The sequence below is a fragment of the Altibacter lentus genome (assembly GCF_000746845.1).
In the GTDB taxonomy this organism is placed as follows: Bacteria; Bacteroidota; Bacteroidia; order Flavobacteriales; family Flavobacteriaceae; genus Altibacter; species Altibacter lentus.
Map to the genome: position 1 here is coordinate 215,505 of NZ_KN050846.1, position 17,919 is coordinate 233,423.

Annotated in this window: 14 protein-coding genes; 8 read left to right on the forward strand and 6 right to left on the reverse strand. The window is 45.6% G+C overall.

Going from position 1 to position 17,919, the window contains the following annotated elements:
* Positions 1 to 3 precede the first annotated feature (3 nt).
* From JS40_RS01180 to JS40_RS01195, 4 genes are all read left to right on the forward strand, one after another.
* A complete protein-coding gene (locus tag JS40_RS01180; protein ID WP_152558102.1) occupies positions 4 to 1,083 on the forward strand; it encodes an AMP-binding protein in 1,080 nt (359 codons plus the stop codon).
* Positions 1,084 to 1,206: 123 nt separating this feature from the next.
* Positions 1,207 to 1,695, forward strand: coding sequence for a carboxypeptidase-like regulatory domain-containing protein (locus JS40_RS15650; protein ID WP_034257784.1), 489 nt, complete (start codon positions 1,207 to 1,209; stop codon positions 1,693 to 1,695).
* Positions 1,595 to 3,052, forward strand: coding sequence for a vWA domain-containing protein (locus JS40_RS01190; RefSeq protein ID WP_316932500.1), 1,458 nt, complete (start codon positions 1,595 to 1,597; stop codon positions 3,050 to 3,052). Before JS40_RS15650 ends, JS40_RS01190 begins: the two co-directional genes overlap by 101 nt.
* 97 nt (positions 3,053 to 3,149) lie before the next feature.
* Positions 3,150 to 4,466, forward strand: coding sequence for a M24 family metallopeptidase (locus JS40_RS01195; RefSeq protein WP_034261883.1), 1,317 nt, complete (start codon positions 3,150 to 3,152; stop codon positions 4,464 to 4,466).
* Between the two features lie 3 nt (positions 4,467 to 4,469).
* Here the strand turns inward: JS40_RS01195 and JS40_RS01200 are convergent, their stop codons facing one another.
* A complete protein-coding gene (locus JS40_RS01200; RefSeq protein WP_034257785.1) occupies positions 4,470 to 4,892 on the reverse strand; it encodes a DoxX family protein in 423 nt (140 codons plus the stop codon).
* 93 nt (positions 4,893 to 4,985) lie between these two features.
* The gene (locus JS40_RS01205) at positions 4,986 to 6,293 is read right to left on the reverse strand and encodes an MFS transporter (protein WP_233273931.1); all 1,308 of its coding nucleotides are present in this window, start codon (positions 6,291 to 6,293) and stop codon (positions 4,986 to 4,988) included.
* Positions 6,294 to 6,641: 348 nt separating this feature from the next.
* Between JS40_RS01205 and JS40_RS01210 the strand changes: the two genes are divergently transcribed.
* Positions 6,642 to 7,496 (forward strand): hypothetical protein, encoded by an 855-nt coding sequence (locus tag JS40_RS01210; RefSeq protein ID WP_152558103.1) that lies wholly within the window; start codon positions 6,642 to 6,644, stop codon positions 7,494 to 7,496.
* A gap of 91 nt (positions 7,497 to 7,587) precedes the next feature.
* Here JS40_RS01210 and JS40_RS01215 read toward each other — a convergent pair whose 3' ends face one another.
* Positions 7,588 to 9,216, reverse strand: coding sequence for an acyl-CoA carboxylase subunit beta (locus tag JS40_RS01215; protein WP_034257788.1), 1,629 nt, complete (start codon positions 9,214 to 9,216; stop codon positions 7,588 to 7,590).
* 226 nt (positions 9,217 to 9,442) lie between these two features.
* On the opposite strand from JS40_RS01215, the gene JS40_RS01220 reads away from it, so the two are divergent.
* Both JS40_RS01220 and ettA read left to right on the forward strand, forming a co-directional pair.
* Positions 9,443 to 9,619: a CAL67264 family membrane protein gene (locus tag JS40_RS01220; protein ID WP_233273971.1), complete on the forward strand. Its 177-nt coding sequence runs from the start codon at positions 9,443 to 9,445 to the stop codon at positions 9,617 to 9,619.
* A 91-nt stretch (positions 9,620 to 9,710) separates the two neighbouring features.
* Positions 9,711 to 11,402 (forward strand): energy-dependent translational throttle protein EttA, encoded by a 1,692-nt coding sequence (gene ettA, locus JS40_RS01225; protein ID WP_034257790.1) that lies wholly within the window; start codon positions 9,711 to 9,713, stop codon positions 11,400 to 11,402.
* Between the two features lie 78 nt (positions 11,403 to 11,480).
* On the opposite strand, the gene JS40_RS01230 is transcribed toward ettA, so the two are convergent.
* Positions 11,481 to 14,018: a VPS10 domain-containing protein gene (locus tag JS40_RS01230; RefSeq protein WP_051957452.1), complete on the reverse strand. Its 2,538-nt coding sequence runs from the start codon at positions 14,016 to 14,018 to the stop codon at positions 11,481 to 11,483.
* A gap of 93 nt (positions 14,019 to 14,111) precedes the next feature.
* On the opposite strand from JS40_RS01230, the gene JS40_RS01235 reads away from it, so the two are divergent.
* Positions 14,112 to 16,148, forward strand: a complete 2,037-nt coding sequence (locus JS40_RS01235) for a S9 family peptidase (RefSeq protein ID WP_394332682.1) — start codon at positions 14,112 to 14,114, stop codon at positions 16,146 to 16,148.
* A gap of 12 nt (positions 16,149 to 16,160) precedes the next feature.
* Here JS40_RS01235 and JS40_RS01240 read toward each other — a convergent pair whose 3' ends face one another.
* Complete coding sequence (locus tag JS40_RS01240) at positions 16,161 to 17,072, reverse strand: hypothetical protein (protein ID WP_034257792.1); 912 nt, start codon at positions 17,070 to 17,072, stop codon at positions 16,161 to 16,163.
* A gap of 4 nt (positions 17,073 to 17,076) precedes the next feature.
* A complete protein-coding gene (locus JS40_RS01245) occupies positions 17,077 to 17,871 on the reverse strand; it encodes an MBL fold metallo-hydrolase (RefSeq protein ID WP_034261887.1) in 795 nt (264 codons plus the stop codon).
* Positions 17,872 to 17,919 lie beyond the last annotated feature (48 nt).

A 17,919-nucleotide genomic window follows, 5' to 3' on the forward strand; every position in this document is an offset into this window, starting at 1 on the left:
ATTGTGAATCCAACCCCGCACATACTCCATCCCGATTTCACCCTCAACGGACTCCACTTCGAATCTGTTGAAGAGTTGCTTGATTTTGCGGTTGAATTAGTGCGGGACGGGGATGAGCATGAGGTTGGTATTGGTAAGTTCATCCAAAAATGGTTCAACAGTAAGACGTATATTTCGGTAAAGACCTCCGGTGCGACAGGCAGGTCCAAGAAGATACGTCTCGAAAAGCAATGGATGGTCAACAGTGCCAAAGCGACAGGAACCTTCTTCAAGTTGGGTGCCAAGACATCTGCTTTGTTATGCCTTCCTCCCAATTTTATAGCCGGTAAGATGATGTTGGTGCGTGCCATGGTATTGGGTTGGGAGCTCCATGTAGTGGCGCCCGAAAAAGATGCTCTTACGCAATACGACAACGACTACGATTTCGTAGCAATGGTTCCCTACCAGGTGATACATTCCATCAAGGCACTGGTAAAGGTCAAAAAATTGATCATAGGTGGCGGACCCGTTTCTGCGACACTGGAAGAAAAGCTTCAGCAGGTTCCAACAGAAGCCTTTGCAACCTACGGCATGACCGAAACGAGTACGCATATAGCCGTTCGCAGGGTCAATGGCCCGGCTCGGTCTGATATTTACGCTGCTTTACCCAATGTAAAGTTCGCTCTAGATGATCGCGGCTGTCTGGTAATACACGCGCCCGAGATCCTTTCAGAATCTATCGTCACCAACGATCTGGTACATTTAGAATCTCCTTCATCGTTTCGGTGGTTGGGCAGGTACGACAACCTTATCAATTCCGGCGGGATCAAATTATTCCCCGAGAAGATCGAAGAAAAACTGTCGGCTTTTATCAAGCTTCCTTTTATCATTACTTCGGAAAAAGACCCCGAACTGGGCGAACGGGTTATCCTTATATTTGAGAGTGACCGCAGCGGCAGTATCCCCAACTACTCTGAAGCATTTGCAACATTAGACGCCTATGAACGTCCTAAAAGAGTGTATTCCATCTCAAAATTCCCTTACACCGAAACCGGGAAGATCAAAAGAGCGGATGTACTGCAGGTCATGCAGAAATATCGATAGTCCCAAGCGCATCCTCATCCTTTAGGTGCGTTGCCTAACTAAAAACAACGATTACCTCAATACTGGTTTTATAAGCACATCTTACAACGTAGTTTTATCCTTGAATCATAAAACCACAACGTTATGAAATCAGTAGTACTAGTGTTTATTTTTACATTGTTCACCCTTCAACTTTCGGCACAGCAAATCACGGTATCAGGCACTGTTACCGATGATGTCGGACTACCGTTGCCGGGCGTGAACATCATTGAAAAAGGAACCACTAATGGAAGTCAGACAGACTTCGATGGAAATTACAGCATTACCACTTCGGTAGGGAGCACTTTGGTCTTTTCTTATGTAGGATTTGAGTCGCAAGAATTTAAAATTAATTCAGGAAAGAGCATTCTCAACCTTCAGATGAACGCAGGTGCACAACTGGAAGAAGTAGTTGTGACAGCTTACGGTGCAGCCGGAAGTGCAAGGAACATTCGGATTCGCGGAGCAAGATCATTACAAGGCAAAGTGTCCGGTGTTTCAGTTATACGGAAAGAACGGAAAAAATATAAACCGGTACAGAAATACCAATACAGACAACGAATCGTATGGGAGAATTCAAGAAAATATCTTTAAACGCGTAGAAACAGCACCGCTTAGTACCTTTTCGATAGATGTTGACAGAGCCGGGTATAGTAATATAAGAAGATTTATAAACAACGGTCAGGAGGTGCCCAAAGATGCAGTGAAAGTGGAGGAGATGATAAATTATTTCAATTACAACTATCCGCAGCCCGAAGGAGATGCTCCTTTTTCAATAACCACAGAGATCGCGGCCTCACCATGGAACAGCGATGCTAAGCTTGTGCGAATTGGTCTAAGAGGCAAGGATATTTCGGCCTCAGGGATCCCTCCGTCGAACCTCGTTTTCTTATTAGATGTTTCCGGGTCTATGGAATCACCAAATAAGTTACCGCTTTTAAAATCGGCGTTGCAAGTGCTGGTTGAACAATTAAGGGCAGAGGATAAAGTGTCCATTGTTGTGTATGCGGGTGCGGCCGGATTGGTATTGTCCCCTACGTCCGGAAGTAATAAGGAGCGTATCTTGAAGGCAATTGAAGATCTTTCGGCCGGCGGATCTACTGCCGGAGGTGAAGGTATAAAACTTGCATATAAGATAGCAGAGGAGCACTTTATAACCGGAGGGAACAACAGGATAATTTTAGCTACCGACGGCGATTTTAATGTTGGTGCGTCCAGCGATCGTGCTATGGAAGATCTAATTGTTGAAAAACGAAAAAGCGGCGTCTTTTTAACGTGTTTGGGCTTCGGGATGGGAAATTACAAAGACTCTAAAATGGAGACCCTGGCCGATAAAGGCAATGGGAATTATGCCTATATCGATACCATGCAGGAGGCGCGCAAAACATTGGGGAGTGAGTTTTTCGGGACGCTGTATACCATAGCCAAAGATGTGAAACTACAAATTGAGTTCAACCCTAATAAGGTTCAAGCTTACCGTTTGATTGGATATGAGAATCGCTTGCTGAATGATGAGGATTTTCAAGATGACACCAAAGATGCCGGGGAGCTGGGAAGTGGTCATACAGTGACGGCGCTGTATGAGATCATACCGGTTGGGGTAAAGAGTATGTATGTAAAGAATGTACCTGGACTGAAATATACAAATGCCAAGTTAATCGCCAACTCTAATGAGGTTCTCACTGTAAAATTTCGGTATAAAGAACCGGATGGGGAAATAAGCAAATTGATCGAACGGACTGTTTTGGATAATGATACCCCTTTTGAAGAGGTTTCCTCCGACTTCAAATATGCAGCTTCGGTGGCCTTATTTGGTATGCAATTGCGAAAATCTGTTTTTATCAATACTCAAAGAGCGGCAGATGTTATAGCACTTGCGGAAGCCGGAAAAGGCGACGACCCTGAAGGGTATCGCGCAGAATTTATAAGACTGGTGAAGAGTTATCAATAGACTTCATAACAGTAATTGGAAATAAAGAGGAGTGATGGTGTTCACTCCTTTTTTTATTTCTGAAATCTGTTTACTTTTAAAGGATAAAAATATCACTATGAAAAAAATCCTATTACTTCTCTTGCTCGTTTCGTTATCCCTAAATGCTCAAATTCTTTCAGAACGCGATCGTGCGACCCTAAGAGATGAGATCTTAGCAGACCGATTTACAAACTTGCTTCCTCAACTAATGGATGCCACTGATATAGATATGTGGCTGGTCATTGCCCGCGAATACAACGAAGATCCGGTGATGCGAACCATGCTGCCCGCTACCTGGTTGAATGCTCGCAGACGAACGATCTTGGTTTTTTACAGAAATAAGGAAAAGAATACCATAGAGAAATTGGCCGTGGCACGATACGATGTTGGCGAGAACATTACATCGGCCTGGGACAAAGAAAAACAACCCGATCAATGGCAACGCCTGGTAGAGATCATAGAAGAACGAGATCCTAAACGCATTGGCATCAACACTTCTCAGTATTTCGGAATCGCAGACGGCCTCGTTCAAACCGATCATAAAGAGCTGCAGAATACTTTGCCCGAAACCTATAAGGAGCGTCTGGTTTCAGCTGAAAAATTGGCGATCGCTTGGATCGAAACGCGTACGCAAAAGGAGATGGATCTTTACAATACCCTGGTCGCGATCACTCACGATATCATCGATGAAGCATTCTCGGCTAAAGTGATCACCCCAGGGGAAACTACTACCGATGACGTGGTCTGGTGGATGCGCCAAAAAGTTACAGATATGGGTTTGGAGACATGGTTTCATCCAACGGTGGATATTCAGCGGAATCAAGAAGCACTCAAGAGTCATATTGAATCCTTCAGTAAAGCAAAAAAAGATGCCGTGATCCAACGGGGAGACCTGCTGCATTGTGATTTTGGTATTACCTACGTAGGCCTTAATACCGATTGTCAGCAGCACGCCTATGTGTTAAAGGAAGGAGAGACCGAAGTACCAGAATTCCTGCAACAGGCATTCTCAAAAGGGAACAGGGTACAGGATATATTTACAGCTAATTTTGAGGAAGGCAAAACAGGGAATGAAATTTTGCTCACTTCATTATCCCAGGGCAGGGAAGAAGGGTTGGAACCTTCCATATATACCCATCCGTTAGGGACCTACGGTCACAGTGCCGGGACTACCTTTGGGATGTGGGATTCACAGGAAGGAGTTCCTGTTAACGGAGATTATCCGTTACATCGCAATACTGTCTATGCGATTGAACTCAATACCACGGTCAACCTTCCCGAATGGGGAAAGGACATACGCATCATGCTGGAAGAAGCCGGTTACTTTGGCCCTAATGGCTTCCGTTATGTAAATGGAAGACAGGAAGCCATCAAGCCAATACAGGTAAGATAACGCTTATTGTTGCATCTTTAAATATTTGTCTACGGAATGTTTTCCGGAGCCATAGAACAGGAAGAAGATACATACAAGTAACACAATGCTGGCCAGCAAGAAGTTCCCGGTGTTAAATTCACCCAGAAAATTGATGAGCACGGCACCTATCAGTATCGGTAATTGCGCGATCACGGCCCAACGTGTCAATAATCCGAAAGCGATCAACAATCCCCCTATAAAATGTGCGGGAGCAACGTAATGGACCGCCAGCATGCCACCGGCGTATCCTTCCAAAGGCTCAAAGAGTTCTACCAACATGGCCGCGTCTGCCATGAAATTGATTCCTTTTATAAAAAGGAAAGCTCCTAGGGCAACGCGTACAATATCCAGCGGATAATAGGTATGCGCATTCGCCCATTTGTTTAATGACTTAATAGTACCCATGATTGAAAAGGTTGTGTGTTAGACTACCATAAGGTACTCATAATTAGAATAATAAAGAAATTTTTATAAATTTATTCTGAAGGTTACGCGGGATTATTGCGTCTTTGTTTCTATAAACTGCGGGTTTCGGGTAATCCGGTAAAACCGGATGGCTGCCGCTAATCCTATAACAGTAAAAGCCGAAAGCATCCAGAACACGTGCTGATGTCCCGGTTCTCCGGGTGAAGCATCCAGCAGATATCCCATGGCAGGACCCATAAAAATATCCGGAGTATACCCCACAAGCGAGATAAGACCCACCGCAGTTCCCGTTACCGCCAAGGGGACATATCCTTCCTGTAGCGCAGCGAAGTACAGGGTTCTAAACGCATAGACACCCGTAGCTGTGATAAGTAAAGAAAGTAAAAAGAAGAACGATACAGAAGGACCCAATATGCCCGAAGCAAAGAGCAGCGAGCCGATCAACATGACCACGAATCCTAAAACCATCATCAAGGAGGTTTTTGTTTTATCTGCTAAAAACCCGATGCCCACACCTACCACAGGACGAATATAGAGCAGGTACGTGCCCACCTCTGCCGATTCGATCTCGTTGTATAACATAACCTCTCTTGCATACAGCGAAAAGACATCGGTGATCTTATAGCCTACGTAGGCACAAAGAATAATGACCATTAAGAGCCAAACCGTTGGGATCTTTATAACGACAGCATAATTAAGGAGCGTTTCGTGGAAGGAACGTCTTGGCAATTCAAGCGGTTCTTCGGAAGGGTCACTTCTCAAGAAGAACAGTACCAGCAACCCTATGAGTCCTATGATCGCAGAGGAGATCAATATCACATACCTAAACGCCTCTTTCCGCTCGGCGAAGGCCGCTTCGGCAATTTCGGAAGTAATGAAAAGGGAAAAAACGAACACCCCCAGAGATCCGAAGGCTGCGGCAACGAGTCCACGACCCCCGTCCAGAAATCCGAAGGCTCTTCCTTGTCGGTGTTGGCCACCCCATACACGGGTCGCTTTGATCATGGCCGCCCAGAACAGGAAGATGGTGGTGAAGCCCCAATACCCATAGAGCAGGTGTAGTGTAGTATTTGAAGGATAGGTAGCCAGGACCACCCCTCCGGCTGCAGTGAGAAACAAGGCCACCGCAATGAGTATCTTGGGTTTGAAGGCATCGGCAAGACTGCCACCAAAGAGATAGGAGATAAAAGCAACCATCCCGTAGACCGAAAAACAGGTGCCCAGTTCTAAATTAGTAAGTTCGAAAACATCTAAAAATGTAGGGCGAAAGACCCGTGCCAGTACAAAGGGCAGGATGAAGACCGCCTCTCCCGCAAGAATGAGCAGTATAATAGTGAATGTTTTCTGAAAAGATAGGGAAGCACCGGTTTTCACCTGCAAAAGATAGTGAATCTGGAAATAGCGTTGAACGAATATTTTAGTACGTTTATCGATATCGCCTTTACCGGGAGGAAAATCTACTTGTTTTAAGCGGCGCGGAGCGCATTTTTAGGAATGGAACACACTATTATGATGCATTTCGGCCTCAAAACTCCAACATTTCACAACAGTTTCAAATTCAAGTATATAGTAAAAATCGGACGTACCGTTAAAAAATTACGATAAAAATAACATTCTTAAATAAAATAATATTTTTTTGCGAAAAATTTAGATAAAATAATATTTCAGTAAAAAAAATATAGATAATTAACGTATATTTAAGAAACTATTAACCAATATTAATTCGATATGAAAACAAAAAACAACGTTTTTGTGCTGGGCTTATGCATAGCACTCAGTATGACCTTTTCCTGTTCCAAAGAACAGGCCAACGACCTTCCGCAGGAAGAGAATCTAACTTTTGAGCAAAAGTTAGAATTGTATGGAGAAACGAACTCTAATTTACCACAACGTGCACCGGTGACTTATGTAGGAGAACTTTGTGATGAAGTTGTTCAAGGCACCGTAAATTCTGGACAGTCTATAGGTAACCCTACGGGATGGAACTATTATTCTTTTGAAGGTAATGCCGGTGATAATATCACCATACAGGTGAATCGTCTAGATGATGGGATGGATGCTGCTTTTTCACTTTTCGAAGGCACTACTAATGATTCAGACGGTGTTAACTTTTTAAATGGAGGTGCTAACATGACCTTTTTAGACTTTGGAGATGATGAAATACCTCATCCCGGATGTTTTGGAGATCCTTATTCTGCTATAGTGTTACCCTCTACAGGAAGTTATACTCTAGCTGTGTATTATTGGGCAAATTGCGGAACGACTCCGTATGATTATGAAATAGTTACTACAGGCATCTCCTGCGACGCAGATGGTGACGGGTGTAACGATAATGTGGATCCGCATCCTAACTCAGACGTTCGCAATAAGGTACGCATTAACGGGTGTAATTCAAGAGTGCCTAACGTGTTCGTAACACAGTGTAGTACCATGAACGATCTTATTCAGGATTGTATGGACAATGCTTCCAATACAGGAGCGTTCCTGCATTGTTTAGGGCAATTGACCAACGACTGGGTGCATGATGGATTGATCACTGCCGGACAAAAGGCGAAGATCTTACGCTGTGCGTTTAGTTTTTAATTGTAACTAACCAGCGCCTCCTTGTTGAGGCACCATAAAAAAGAGCTGTGAATTTTCACAGCTCTTTTCTTTTTGTCAATATGCAGCGCGACTATACCTGGATCACCCCCAGATTGAAGGGCTTTTCCATAGGAGCGTGGTTCGCTGCTTCGATCCCCATGGAGATCCATTTTCGGGTATCCAAAGGATCGATCACTGCGTCTGTCCACAGGCGGGAAGCTGCATAATATGGTGATATTTGTCTATCGTAACGTGCCTTGATCCGGTCGAAGAGTTCTTTTTCGACCTCCGGGGTGATGGTCTCTCCCTTTTTCTTCAAGGAGGCAGTTTCTATCTGTAAAAGCACCTTTGCGGCACTGTTACCGCTCATGACGGCAAGTTCGGCACTGGGCCAGGCGGCAATGAGCCGTGGATCGTAGGCTTTTCCGCACATGGCATAATTACCCGCACCATACGAATTACCTATAACGATCGTAAATTTTGGGACCACACTGTTGCTAACGGCATTCACCATTTTTGCACCGTCTTTAATGATCCCGCCGTGCTCACTTTTACTACCCACCATAAAACCGGTGACGTCTTGTAGAAAGACCAAAGGGATTTTTTTCTGATTGCAATTTGCTATAAATCGCGTGGCCTTATCGGCACTATCACTGTAGATCACACCGCCAAACTGCATTTCGCCCTTTGTGGTCTTTACCAAACTACGCTGGTTCGCCACGATACCAACAGCCCAGCCGTCAATGCGGGCATAGCCGGTGAGGATGGTTTTTCCGTACCCTTCCTTATATTGTTCGAATGCGCTGTTGTCCACCAGTCGTTTGATGATCTCGAGCATATCGTATTGATCGGCTCGGGAGCGAGGGAGGATACCGTGAATGTCATCCGGGTTCTCCTTGGGCTTGGCCGGTGTATCCCGGTTAAAGCCCGCTTTATCATAATCTCCAATTTTGGACATGATATTTTTGATGGTGTCCAATGCATCTTTATCGTCTTTCGCTTTGTAATCGGTCACACCACTTATCTCGCAGTGGGTGGTAGCACCGCCCAAGGTTTCATTATCGATACTTTCGCCAATAGCGGCTTTTACCAGATAGCTTCCTGCGAGGAAGATACTTCCGGTCTTATCCACAATAAGCGCTTCGTCACTCATAATAGGGAGATACGCCCCACCCGCGACACAGCTGCCCATGACCGCAGAGATCTGTATGATTCCCATACTGCTCATGACGGCATTGTTCCGAAAGATCCGTCCAAAATGTTCTTTGTCCGGGAAGATCTCATCCTGCATTGGCAGATACACACCGGCGCTGTCCACGAGATAGATGATGGGAAGCCGGTTCTCTATGGAGATCTCCTGTGCCCGAAGATTCTTCTTTGCCGTGATAGGAAACCAGGCACCTGCTTTTACGGTGGCATCGTTTGCGACCACAATACACTGTTTCCCTTTAACGTAGCCCATTTTCACGACCACACCGCCGCTGGGGGCCCCTCCATGTTCTTCGTACATACCGTCTCCTGCGAATGCGCCAATTTCGATGGTAGGTTTTTTATCATCCAAAAGATAATTGATACGCTCCCGGGCGGTCATTTTTCCTTTCGCATGGTGTTTTGCAATACGTTTTTCACCACCACCCAATTTTACTTCGGCGAGGCGTTTTCTTAAATCGGACAGTAAGAGTTTATTGTGATCTTCGTTTTTATTGAAGTTAATATCCATGCGTGCTTGAGATTTGTTCAAAAATACAAAAGTATGGTATTTTGCATACTGAAAAATCTATTTTATTACCGATATTTGCGATACGTTGTTTTAGTGACATTATAGGAACAGTTTAGAACATGCGTTAGCGATCGAGCCATTGTTGAAGCTCTCCGCCCCCGGCGGAAGCGACTGGTGAGAGCGCGGTGCGCGTTAGAGCGCAAACGCCCAAAAAACATATAAGATGATGAATAAAAATACAGTATTAGCATGGGCCACCTTTATTATGATCGTGGTAGGTGTTGCACTTATTGCCATGGGAGCCTTTCGATATGACGATGTGGCGGGCTGGGGCTTTGCCGCTGTTGGAATTGGCTTCTTTGCCATTGCTTGGGTATTCAATGCCTTGAAAGGAAGAGTATAAGGGGTTTGATCGTTGGCGCGACCGAAAGCTACAAACAAGGATTGCGCCATCTACTCCCACTAGTAAATAATCAAAAAAAAATTACAAAAAAATGTCTGACGATAAGAAAGTGATCTTTTCGATGTCCGGGGTGACGAAAACGTATCAAAATGCGCAAACACCGGTCCTAAAGAATATTTATTTAAGTTTTTTCTACGGTGCCAAGATCGGTATCCTGGGGTTGAATGGAAGTGGAAAATCTACCTTGCTGAAGATCATCGCAGGCGTGGAAAAGAACTACCAGGGGGATGTGGTCTTTGCTCCCGGCTACAGTGTAGGCTACTTGGAACAGGAACCCAAGCTGGACGATGAGAAGACAGTGCTTGAAGTGGTTAGGGAAGGGGCGGCCGAAACGGTTGCCATTTTGGACGAATACAATAAGATCAACGACATGTTTGGTCTGGAAGAAGTGTACAGCGATCCGGACAAGATGCAAAAATTAATGGATCGTCAAGCGGTCCTTCAAGATAAGATCGATGCCAGTGATGCCTGGGAACTAGACACCAAACTCGAGATCGCCATGGATGCCTTACGCACTCCGGAACCCGATAAGAAGATAGGCGTTTTGTCCGGGGGAGAGCGTCGTCGTGTTGCCTTATGCCGATTATTGCTACAAGAGCCGGATGTGCTATTGCTGGATGAGCCCACCAACCATTTGGATGCAGAGAGTGTACACTGGCTGGAACATCATTTAGCGGCCTATAAAGGAACGGTGATCGCCGTAACACACGACCGGTACTTTCTGGACAATGTGGCCGGTTGGATCTTGGAACTGGATCGCGGTGAGGGGATTCCGTGGAAAGGAAATTACAGCTCTTGGCTGGATCAAAAATCGAAGCGACTTGCACAGGAACAAAAACAAGCCAGTAAGCGACAGAAGACCCTGGAGCGCGAGTTGGAGTGGGTACGAATGGCCCCCAAAGGACGCCAAGCAAAGCAAAAAGCCCGTTTGAACAACTACGACAAGTTAATGAGTCAAGATCAGAAGCAGTTGGACGAGAAGCTGGAGATCTACATCCCCAACGGTCCGCGTCTGGGAACCAATGTGATCGAGGCCAAGGGGGTTGCTAAGGGATATGGTGACAAATTACTCTATGACGACCTAAACTTCAAACTGCCTCAAGCAGGGATCGTGGGGATCATTGGTCCGAACGGTGCGGGAAAAACGACGATCTTTAGAATGATCATGGGAGAAGAGACACCGGATAAAGGTGAATTTATAGTGGGTGACACAGCGAAGATCGCGTATGTAGATCAAGCGCATTCCAATATCAATCCCGATAAAAGTATCTGGGAGAATTTTAGCGACGGCCAGGAATTGATCATGATGGGCGGCAAGCAGGTGAATTCCCGCGCTTATCTCAGTCGGTTCAACTTTAGCGGAAGCGAACAGAATAAAAAAGTTTCGGCGCTTTCGGGAGGTGAACGCAACCGTCTGCATTTGGCCATGACATTAAAGGAAGAAGGAAACGTCCTGTTGCTGGATGAGCCCACCAACGACCTTGATGTAAATACCCTGCGAGCTTTGGAGGAAGGTTTGGAGAATTTTGCAGGCTGTGCCGTGGTAATCTCTCACGACCGGTGGTTCCTCGACAGAATTTGTACACATATACTTGCCTTTGAAGGAAACAGTGAGGTCTATTTCTTCGAGGGAAGTTTTAGCGATTACGAAGAGAACAAGAAGAAGCGCCTGGGAGGAGATCTTCTGCCTAAACGCATCAAGTACAAGAAATTGATCCGATAAGAATTTCCTAATAAACATTCAATATACTGTCGCATGTCGGCTTGAGACATGCGACAGTATATGGGTATAACGTTCCTTTTACTTAACGAGAAGTTTCTTGGTAACTGTACGACCATTCCCTGTGATGTTCACAAAGTAAATTCCTTCTGAAATACCTTCCGTAGAAAAAGACAGGGGTGCTGCACTGCTGAAGGTTCCTTCGAACAATACGCGAACTTTTTTTCCGAAGAGATCGTAAAGCGTGATCGTACCCTGCGTGTTCAGGGTATGCGATATTTGAAAAGAGCCCCGACTAGGATTAGGATACAGTGTGATGCTTTCTTCGGAATTAATATAATCTGAAACATCCAGTACGATATTGGAAAGGTCGTATTGGTGAATGGATCTTCCGAAGGTGCCCGCATACAACATGTTTGTGGGTTCGTGGATCTTTAGGTCTCTTATCACTGTTATAGGCAGGTCGTTGCCCAGAATATTCCAACTAGTTCCTTCGTTCGAAGAATACCATACGTTCGTGTCGGTTGCTACAAAGAGTAATTGTTCGTCCTGCGTGAGTACAATGTCGTTTACAGGAATGCTGGGGAGATTCCCCGATATGTCTGTCCAGTTTTGTCCGCCGTCAATGGTTTTAAAGACATGGGGTGTATAGTCGAGCAAACTAAACCCCGAAAAGGTAATGTAGGCGGTGGCATCATCACTTGGTGAGATCGCGATAGAAGTAACATACCGGTCCGGCAGTCCGCCACTCACATTGGCCCATGAGGTACCTCCGTTTGTGGTAACATGGACGTTGCCATCATCGCTCCCCGTGTAGATAACATCCAGATTATTGTAAGAGGGTGCAATGGCAGTTAACGTGCCATAGGACAAAGAACCGCTGGGATGTTGTCCATTAGTGAGGTCCGGACTTATCGGACTCCATAGTACGGCTCTGTCTGATATATACAAACGGTTGGTACCATAATACACTTTTTCGGGGTTGAAAGGAGAAAGGACCACCGGTGTATTCCAGTTGTTTCGATCCCCACCGTTAATACCCGCAGTGGCACTTGAAAAGCTGGCTCCACCATTGGTAGAGCGCCCTAGATTCCCATATTGAGCTTCGACATATATGAAGTTATTATCAACCGGATCGACATTTACGTGAAATCCGTCACCTCCCCAGATCGAGTTCCAGTCGTTGGTTCCCGCCGTAAGAGTTCGTATGGTGTTATTGTCCTGAGTACCCCCATAGACGCCATCGGGCTCCAGGTTGTCTACTTCAATATTGTAAAACTGAGTGATAGGAAGGTTAGTGAATTTTGTCCATGAGGTTCCTCCATTTTGAGAGGTATACGCACCTCCGTCATTTCCGGCCAAAAGAAAATTTGGATTTGTGGAAGAATACTCTAGAGCATGATGGTCCACATGCATCCCATTGATAGTTTCCCAACTTGCTCCGCCGGTAGTGGTTCGTGCAATTCCTTGGCCCAAAACGAATACTTCATCAGGATCTGTAGGACTTACTCTTATGTTCCCAAAATACCATCCAAAATTCGCATCGATACCTGCGAGATCTGAAAGCGTAACCAATGACCAGGTGTTTCCGTTGTCGTTCGAACGGTAGAGTCCGTTAAAGGTATTGGTGATCTCATTGGTGGTATAACGTGCATAGACCGTAGCAGGATTGGATTGTGAGATCGCAAGTCCAATACGGCCTGTTTGTCCGTTAGGTGCGGGAAGCCCATTCAATGCACCTAGTTGGGTCCATGTGTTTCCGCCGTCTGTCGAGCGGTGTATCGCAGAAGTCACACCGCCATAATCCCGTTGCCAGGGCTTGCGGGTACGTTCCCACATGGCTGCGAAAAGGATATTGGTATTCTGAGGATTCATGACCACATCGATAGCCGCAGTGGAATCTGTTACAAAGAGGACTTGCTCCCAATTGGCACCTGCATTGGTAGAACGATAGATACCCCGTTCATTGTTATACCCGTACAGTCGTCCTGTGGCCGCTGCAAAAACCCTGTCGGGGTTTGTTGGGTCTACAACAATTCGGGCAATATGATCTGAATCGTTTAAACCTACGTTCATCCAGTTATTCCCACCATCGTCCGATCGATAGACGCCGTCGCCAAAATAAGCCCCGTCGGTAGCACTTCCGTTGGCTTCACCCGTTCCTACATACAACCTTTGTGCATTGGAAGGAGCAATAGCGATATCGCCTATGGAGGGTTTTCCTATTTGATCGAAAATAGGCGTCCAGCTCGTCCCGCCATTGGTCGTTTTAAAAACACCACCTGTAGCGGCTCCCACGTACAGAACGTCGTCATTAGTAGGGTCAATGGCCACATCGGTTATTCGTCCTCCTGTATTCAGGGGTCCTACCAGGGTCCAGTCGCTACCGTTGCTTTCCGGGCGCGAAGAGAGGATGGCTCGTGATTGAGCCAAGGCATTCTCCATAGCTCCCTTATTAATGATATTATTGGGGTAGGCACGCTGATTGTACATCCATTCGTGCGGATATTCCTTAAAATTTTGAAGCGTGGCTTTCGTAGCACGCGGTTCTTTTTCAGAAAAAATAAACACGGAAAAGATCAGTAGAGCAACCGATACGAGGAAAATAATTTTTTTCATGACATAGCAATTTGTTCAAAGATAGGCGAATGCATCTTAATTTGAAAAACCCTTGCAAAAGAAGTATCTTTCAGTTTCAAAAAAAAAAATTAAATGATGTCTATACTATTTCGTTCCCTTATTTTTATTGCCTGCCTAACCAGCTTTTCTCTGCACGCGCAGCTTCAGAAAAATTTTGACTATCTGGATGTATTTCAATTAGAATATGCCGCCGATCCACAAATCTCACCCGATGGGGACTACGTAGTGTACCGCCGTATGGGGTTCGATATCATGAAAGACAGGTCGAAAGGTAATTTATGGCTGCTAAGTACAGACGACCGAAACATCCATCATAAACTAACTGCCAACGAAGGGAATGAGAGTTCGGCTAAATGGTCGCCTTCCGGTGATCGAATTGCCTTTGTAAGCAGCACAGATGCGGGCAGTGAGCTTTATGTCTACTGGACAAACACGGGTGCAGTCGCAAAACTCACCCAACTGGAGAACAGTCCCGGCTCGCTAACATGGTCACCAGACGGAAAACGCATTGCTTTCACGATGAAAGTAAATGCTCAGCCGCCTGTTTTAGCGAAGATGCCGCCAAAGCCTAAAGATGCAAAATGGGCTGAAGCACCTCGTATCACCGACCGGCTGAAGCATGAGGCCGATGGTGCAGGCTATATTAAACCCGGTTTTACGCATATCTTTACAATTCCTTCGGAAGGAGGCAGTCCGCTGCAAGTAACGAGCGGTGATTTTAACCATAGTGGTGCTTTGTCATGGACGCCCGACAGCCAAAAGATCCTTTTTTCGGCAAATAGAAATACCGATTGGGAGTATGAGTTTCGCAATTCGGAAGTATATGCTGTACACACCCGGACCGGGGTCATCACGCAATTGACCGAGCGGAGCGGACCCGATGGATCCCCGGTGGTCTCCCCTAACGGCGCATACGTAGCCTATACCGGTTTTGAAGATAGGGTGCAAGCTTACCAAGTACAGACCCTACAGCTTATGCAACTCGACGGTTCGGAAAAGCGCACTGTCTCGGCAAATCTGGACCGCGATGTGGATGTGGTCGTTTGGGCTTCAGACAGTAAAGGGGTCTATTTTATGTACAACGATCTGGGGCTCACTAAGATTGCCTATATGGATATGAACGGTTCGGTGACGGATATCGTTTCGGATGTAGGAGGAACCACATTGGGAAGACCGTATGCCAGTGGGAGCTTTAGTGTTTCAGAAAAAGGGACCATTGCCTATACACGTTCACGTCCCGATCGTCCATCGGATGTAGCGATCACCGGTTCAAAAGGAAAGAATGCACGTGTACTTACCGATCTTAACGGAGACCTTTTGGGCTACCGTACCTTGGGAAAAGTTGAAGAGATCTGGTATACTTCCAGCATAGACGGAAGAAAGATACAAGGTTGGATCGTATATCCGCCAAATTATAGAGCCGGCACCAAAGTGCCTTTGCTGGTCGAGAATCATGGAGGCCCGATCTTAAACTACGGACCTCATTTTTCGGCAGAAATACAACTTTACGCAGCAGAAGGTTACGCCGTGTTTTATCCAAATCCAAGGGGTAGTACCAGTTACGGAGAGGAGTTTGGAAACTTGTTGTTCAATAATTATCCCGGTGAGGACTACAACGACGTGATGGACGGTGTGGACGAGTTGATCAAAAAAGGTATTGCTGATGAGAACCGATTATATGTCACGGGAGGAAGTGCCGGAGGAATCATGACCGCTTGGATCATTGGAAAGAACAACCGTTTTAAAGCTGCGGTGGTTGCCAAACCGGTCATGAACTGGATTTCTAAGACGCTCACAGCCGATAACTATTATGGTTATGCCGACTCCAGGTATCCGGGTCAGCCTTGGGAGAACTTTGAGAACTACTGGAAATTCTCCCCCATCTCTTTAGTTGGGAATGTGGAAACGCCCACCATGGTGATGGTAGGAATGAACGATCTACGTACGCCACCCAGTGAAGCCAAGCAATTGTATCACGCATTGAAGTTGCGAAAGATCGAGACCGTGCTGGTAGAAATACCGGAAGCCTCTCACGGGATCGCTTCCCGTCCCAGTAATTTAATTACCAAGGTAGCACATACACTGGCGTGGTTTGAGAAGTTTAAATAAAAGGCTGTGGCCCTACAACTTCCCGTCCAACCAATGGATGATATTCAATAACAGCTGGTAATTTTGAGGAGCGATAGGGTTGTTCATCCCCATCTTGTTCTTTTCGGGGCCGGCTAATTGTGCAGAGAACATAGCCGCTTCTCCAAAGACCACCAGACGTCCTTTGCCAACTTCAAGATAAGCTCCCTGCGACCAGCCGTCTGCTTCTCGTCTGGGAGTTCTCTTATGAAATACCCAGGCCGTATCGGGAAGGAGATTTACATAGCGTTCGTCCAGCACCAAGAGTTGTTTTACAGGAACGTTGGACCGGAATGCCTGACCCGTAAAACTAACGACTTCGGTTACTTTCTCGGAAGCATTTCTACCGTTGGTGATGGAGTTTTCCAAAAGTGTCCCTTCCTTTTTATTGAAGAATGCAGGGCCGCGAGATATAGTGTCAAAGACAAAACCGTTCGTGAACTCAATATCAAATGCAGCAGCAAGGTCGGCGGCAGCACCGGCCAGCGGCATATGGTCTGCGATAAGGAATAGATTTCCGCCGTCTTCAACCCACTTTTTAACCGTTTTTATTTCAGTTTCAGTAAAAGCAGACAATGTGGGATTGACCCAATTGCCGACACTCTTTTCATTTAAAGCATTAGAAATTACAAGTATTTTTCCTTTTTGTAAGCCTTCTTTGGTAAAAGCACCTTTGTATCCATCTACAACATAACCGTCTCGTTCCAAAAGCGCTGCAAAGGCTCCATACCGTCCATCCTTAGTATGAAAGTTGAAATGACCTTCGTCAATTAAGACTACAGGGCCTTCACCTTTTTCATATTCCGGATTTAAAATTGGCGGATTGTACAGCGAGTCTGCTACCTGCTGCCCGAAACCCAATGAAACGGTAACTATGCATAGGAGGAAGACGCATGATTTTTTCATTCAGTTATTTTTTGGGGTACCAGTCCAACTGCGTCACTTTAATATCGTGATTTGCCATTTCTACCAGGCGCTTAAATTTTTCTACATCACTAAGTCCATCCTTGCCGCGGTAATGGTACGGATATACCGTATCGGGTGAAAAATCCAACACCGCATCGGCCGCACTTTCTACGGTCATGGTGTAAGGAAGATTCATACAGACAAAAGCGATATCGATGTTCTCCAGTTGGCGCATTTCGGGAATATCTTCGGTATCACCCGAGATATACACACGGCGGTTGTCTTTTTCGATCACATAGCCATTTCCACGTCCTTTGGGATGTCGGCTATCATCCGTTTCCGGAAGATTGTACATAGGAACAGCCGTAATTGTAAAACCTAGTATGTTTGCAGAATTTCCATTGTTGAGAACCATTGTCTTTTTCTGAAGCGCTTCTGAAAGTTCATCGAACACAGCTTGTGGTGCAAAAAGATGTGTCTTGTCTTTTACAACTGCTGTTAGGGTTTCGACATTAAGGTGGTCACCGTGTATATCTGTCACCAGAATGATATCGGGTTCCGGCTGTCCTTCAAAAGCGGTTAACCCGCCAACGGGATCAACGTATATAATGCTGCCATTCCACGTTAGGACCATGGTGGCGTGGGAAATGGGTTGAATGTTGAACGCCACCTCTTGAGGCTCAAAATCAAGGGTCGTACTGTCCACCACAACGGCACTATCTTTTTGTGAAGCAGTTTTCTTATTGTTACAGGCAAAAAGGGTGATAGTGATGAGAACAAGGAAGCTAATTTTTTTCATACCGGATATTTTTCTTGAAAATACAATTTTTTCAGAAAATAATAAACT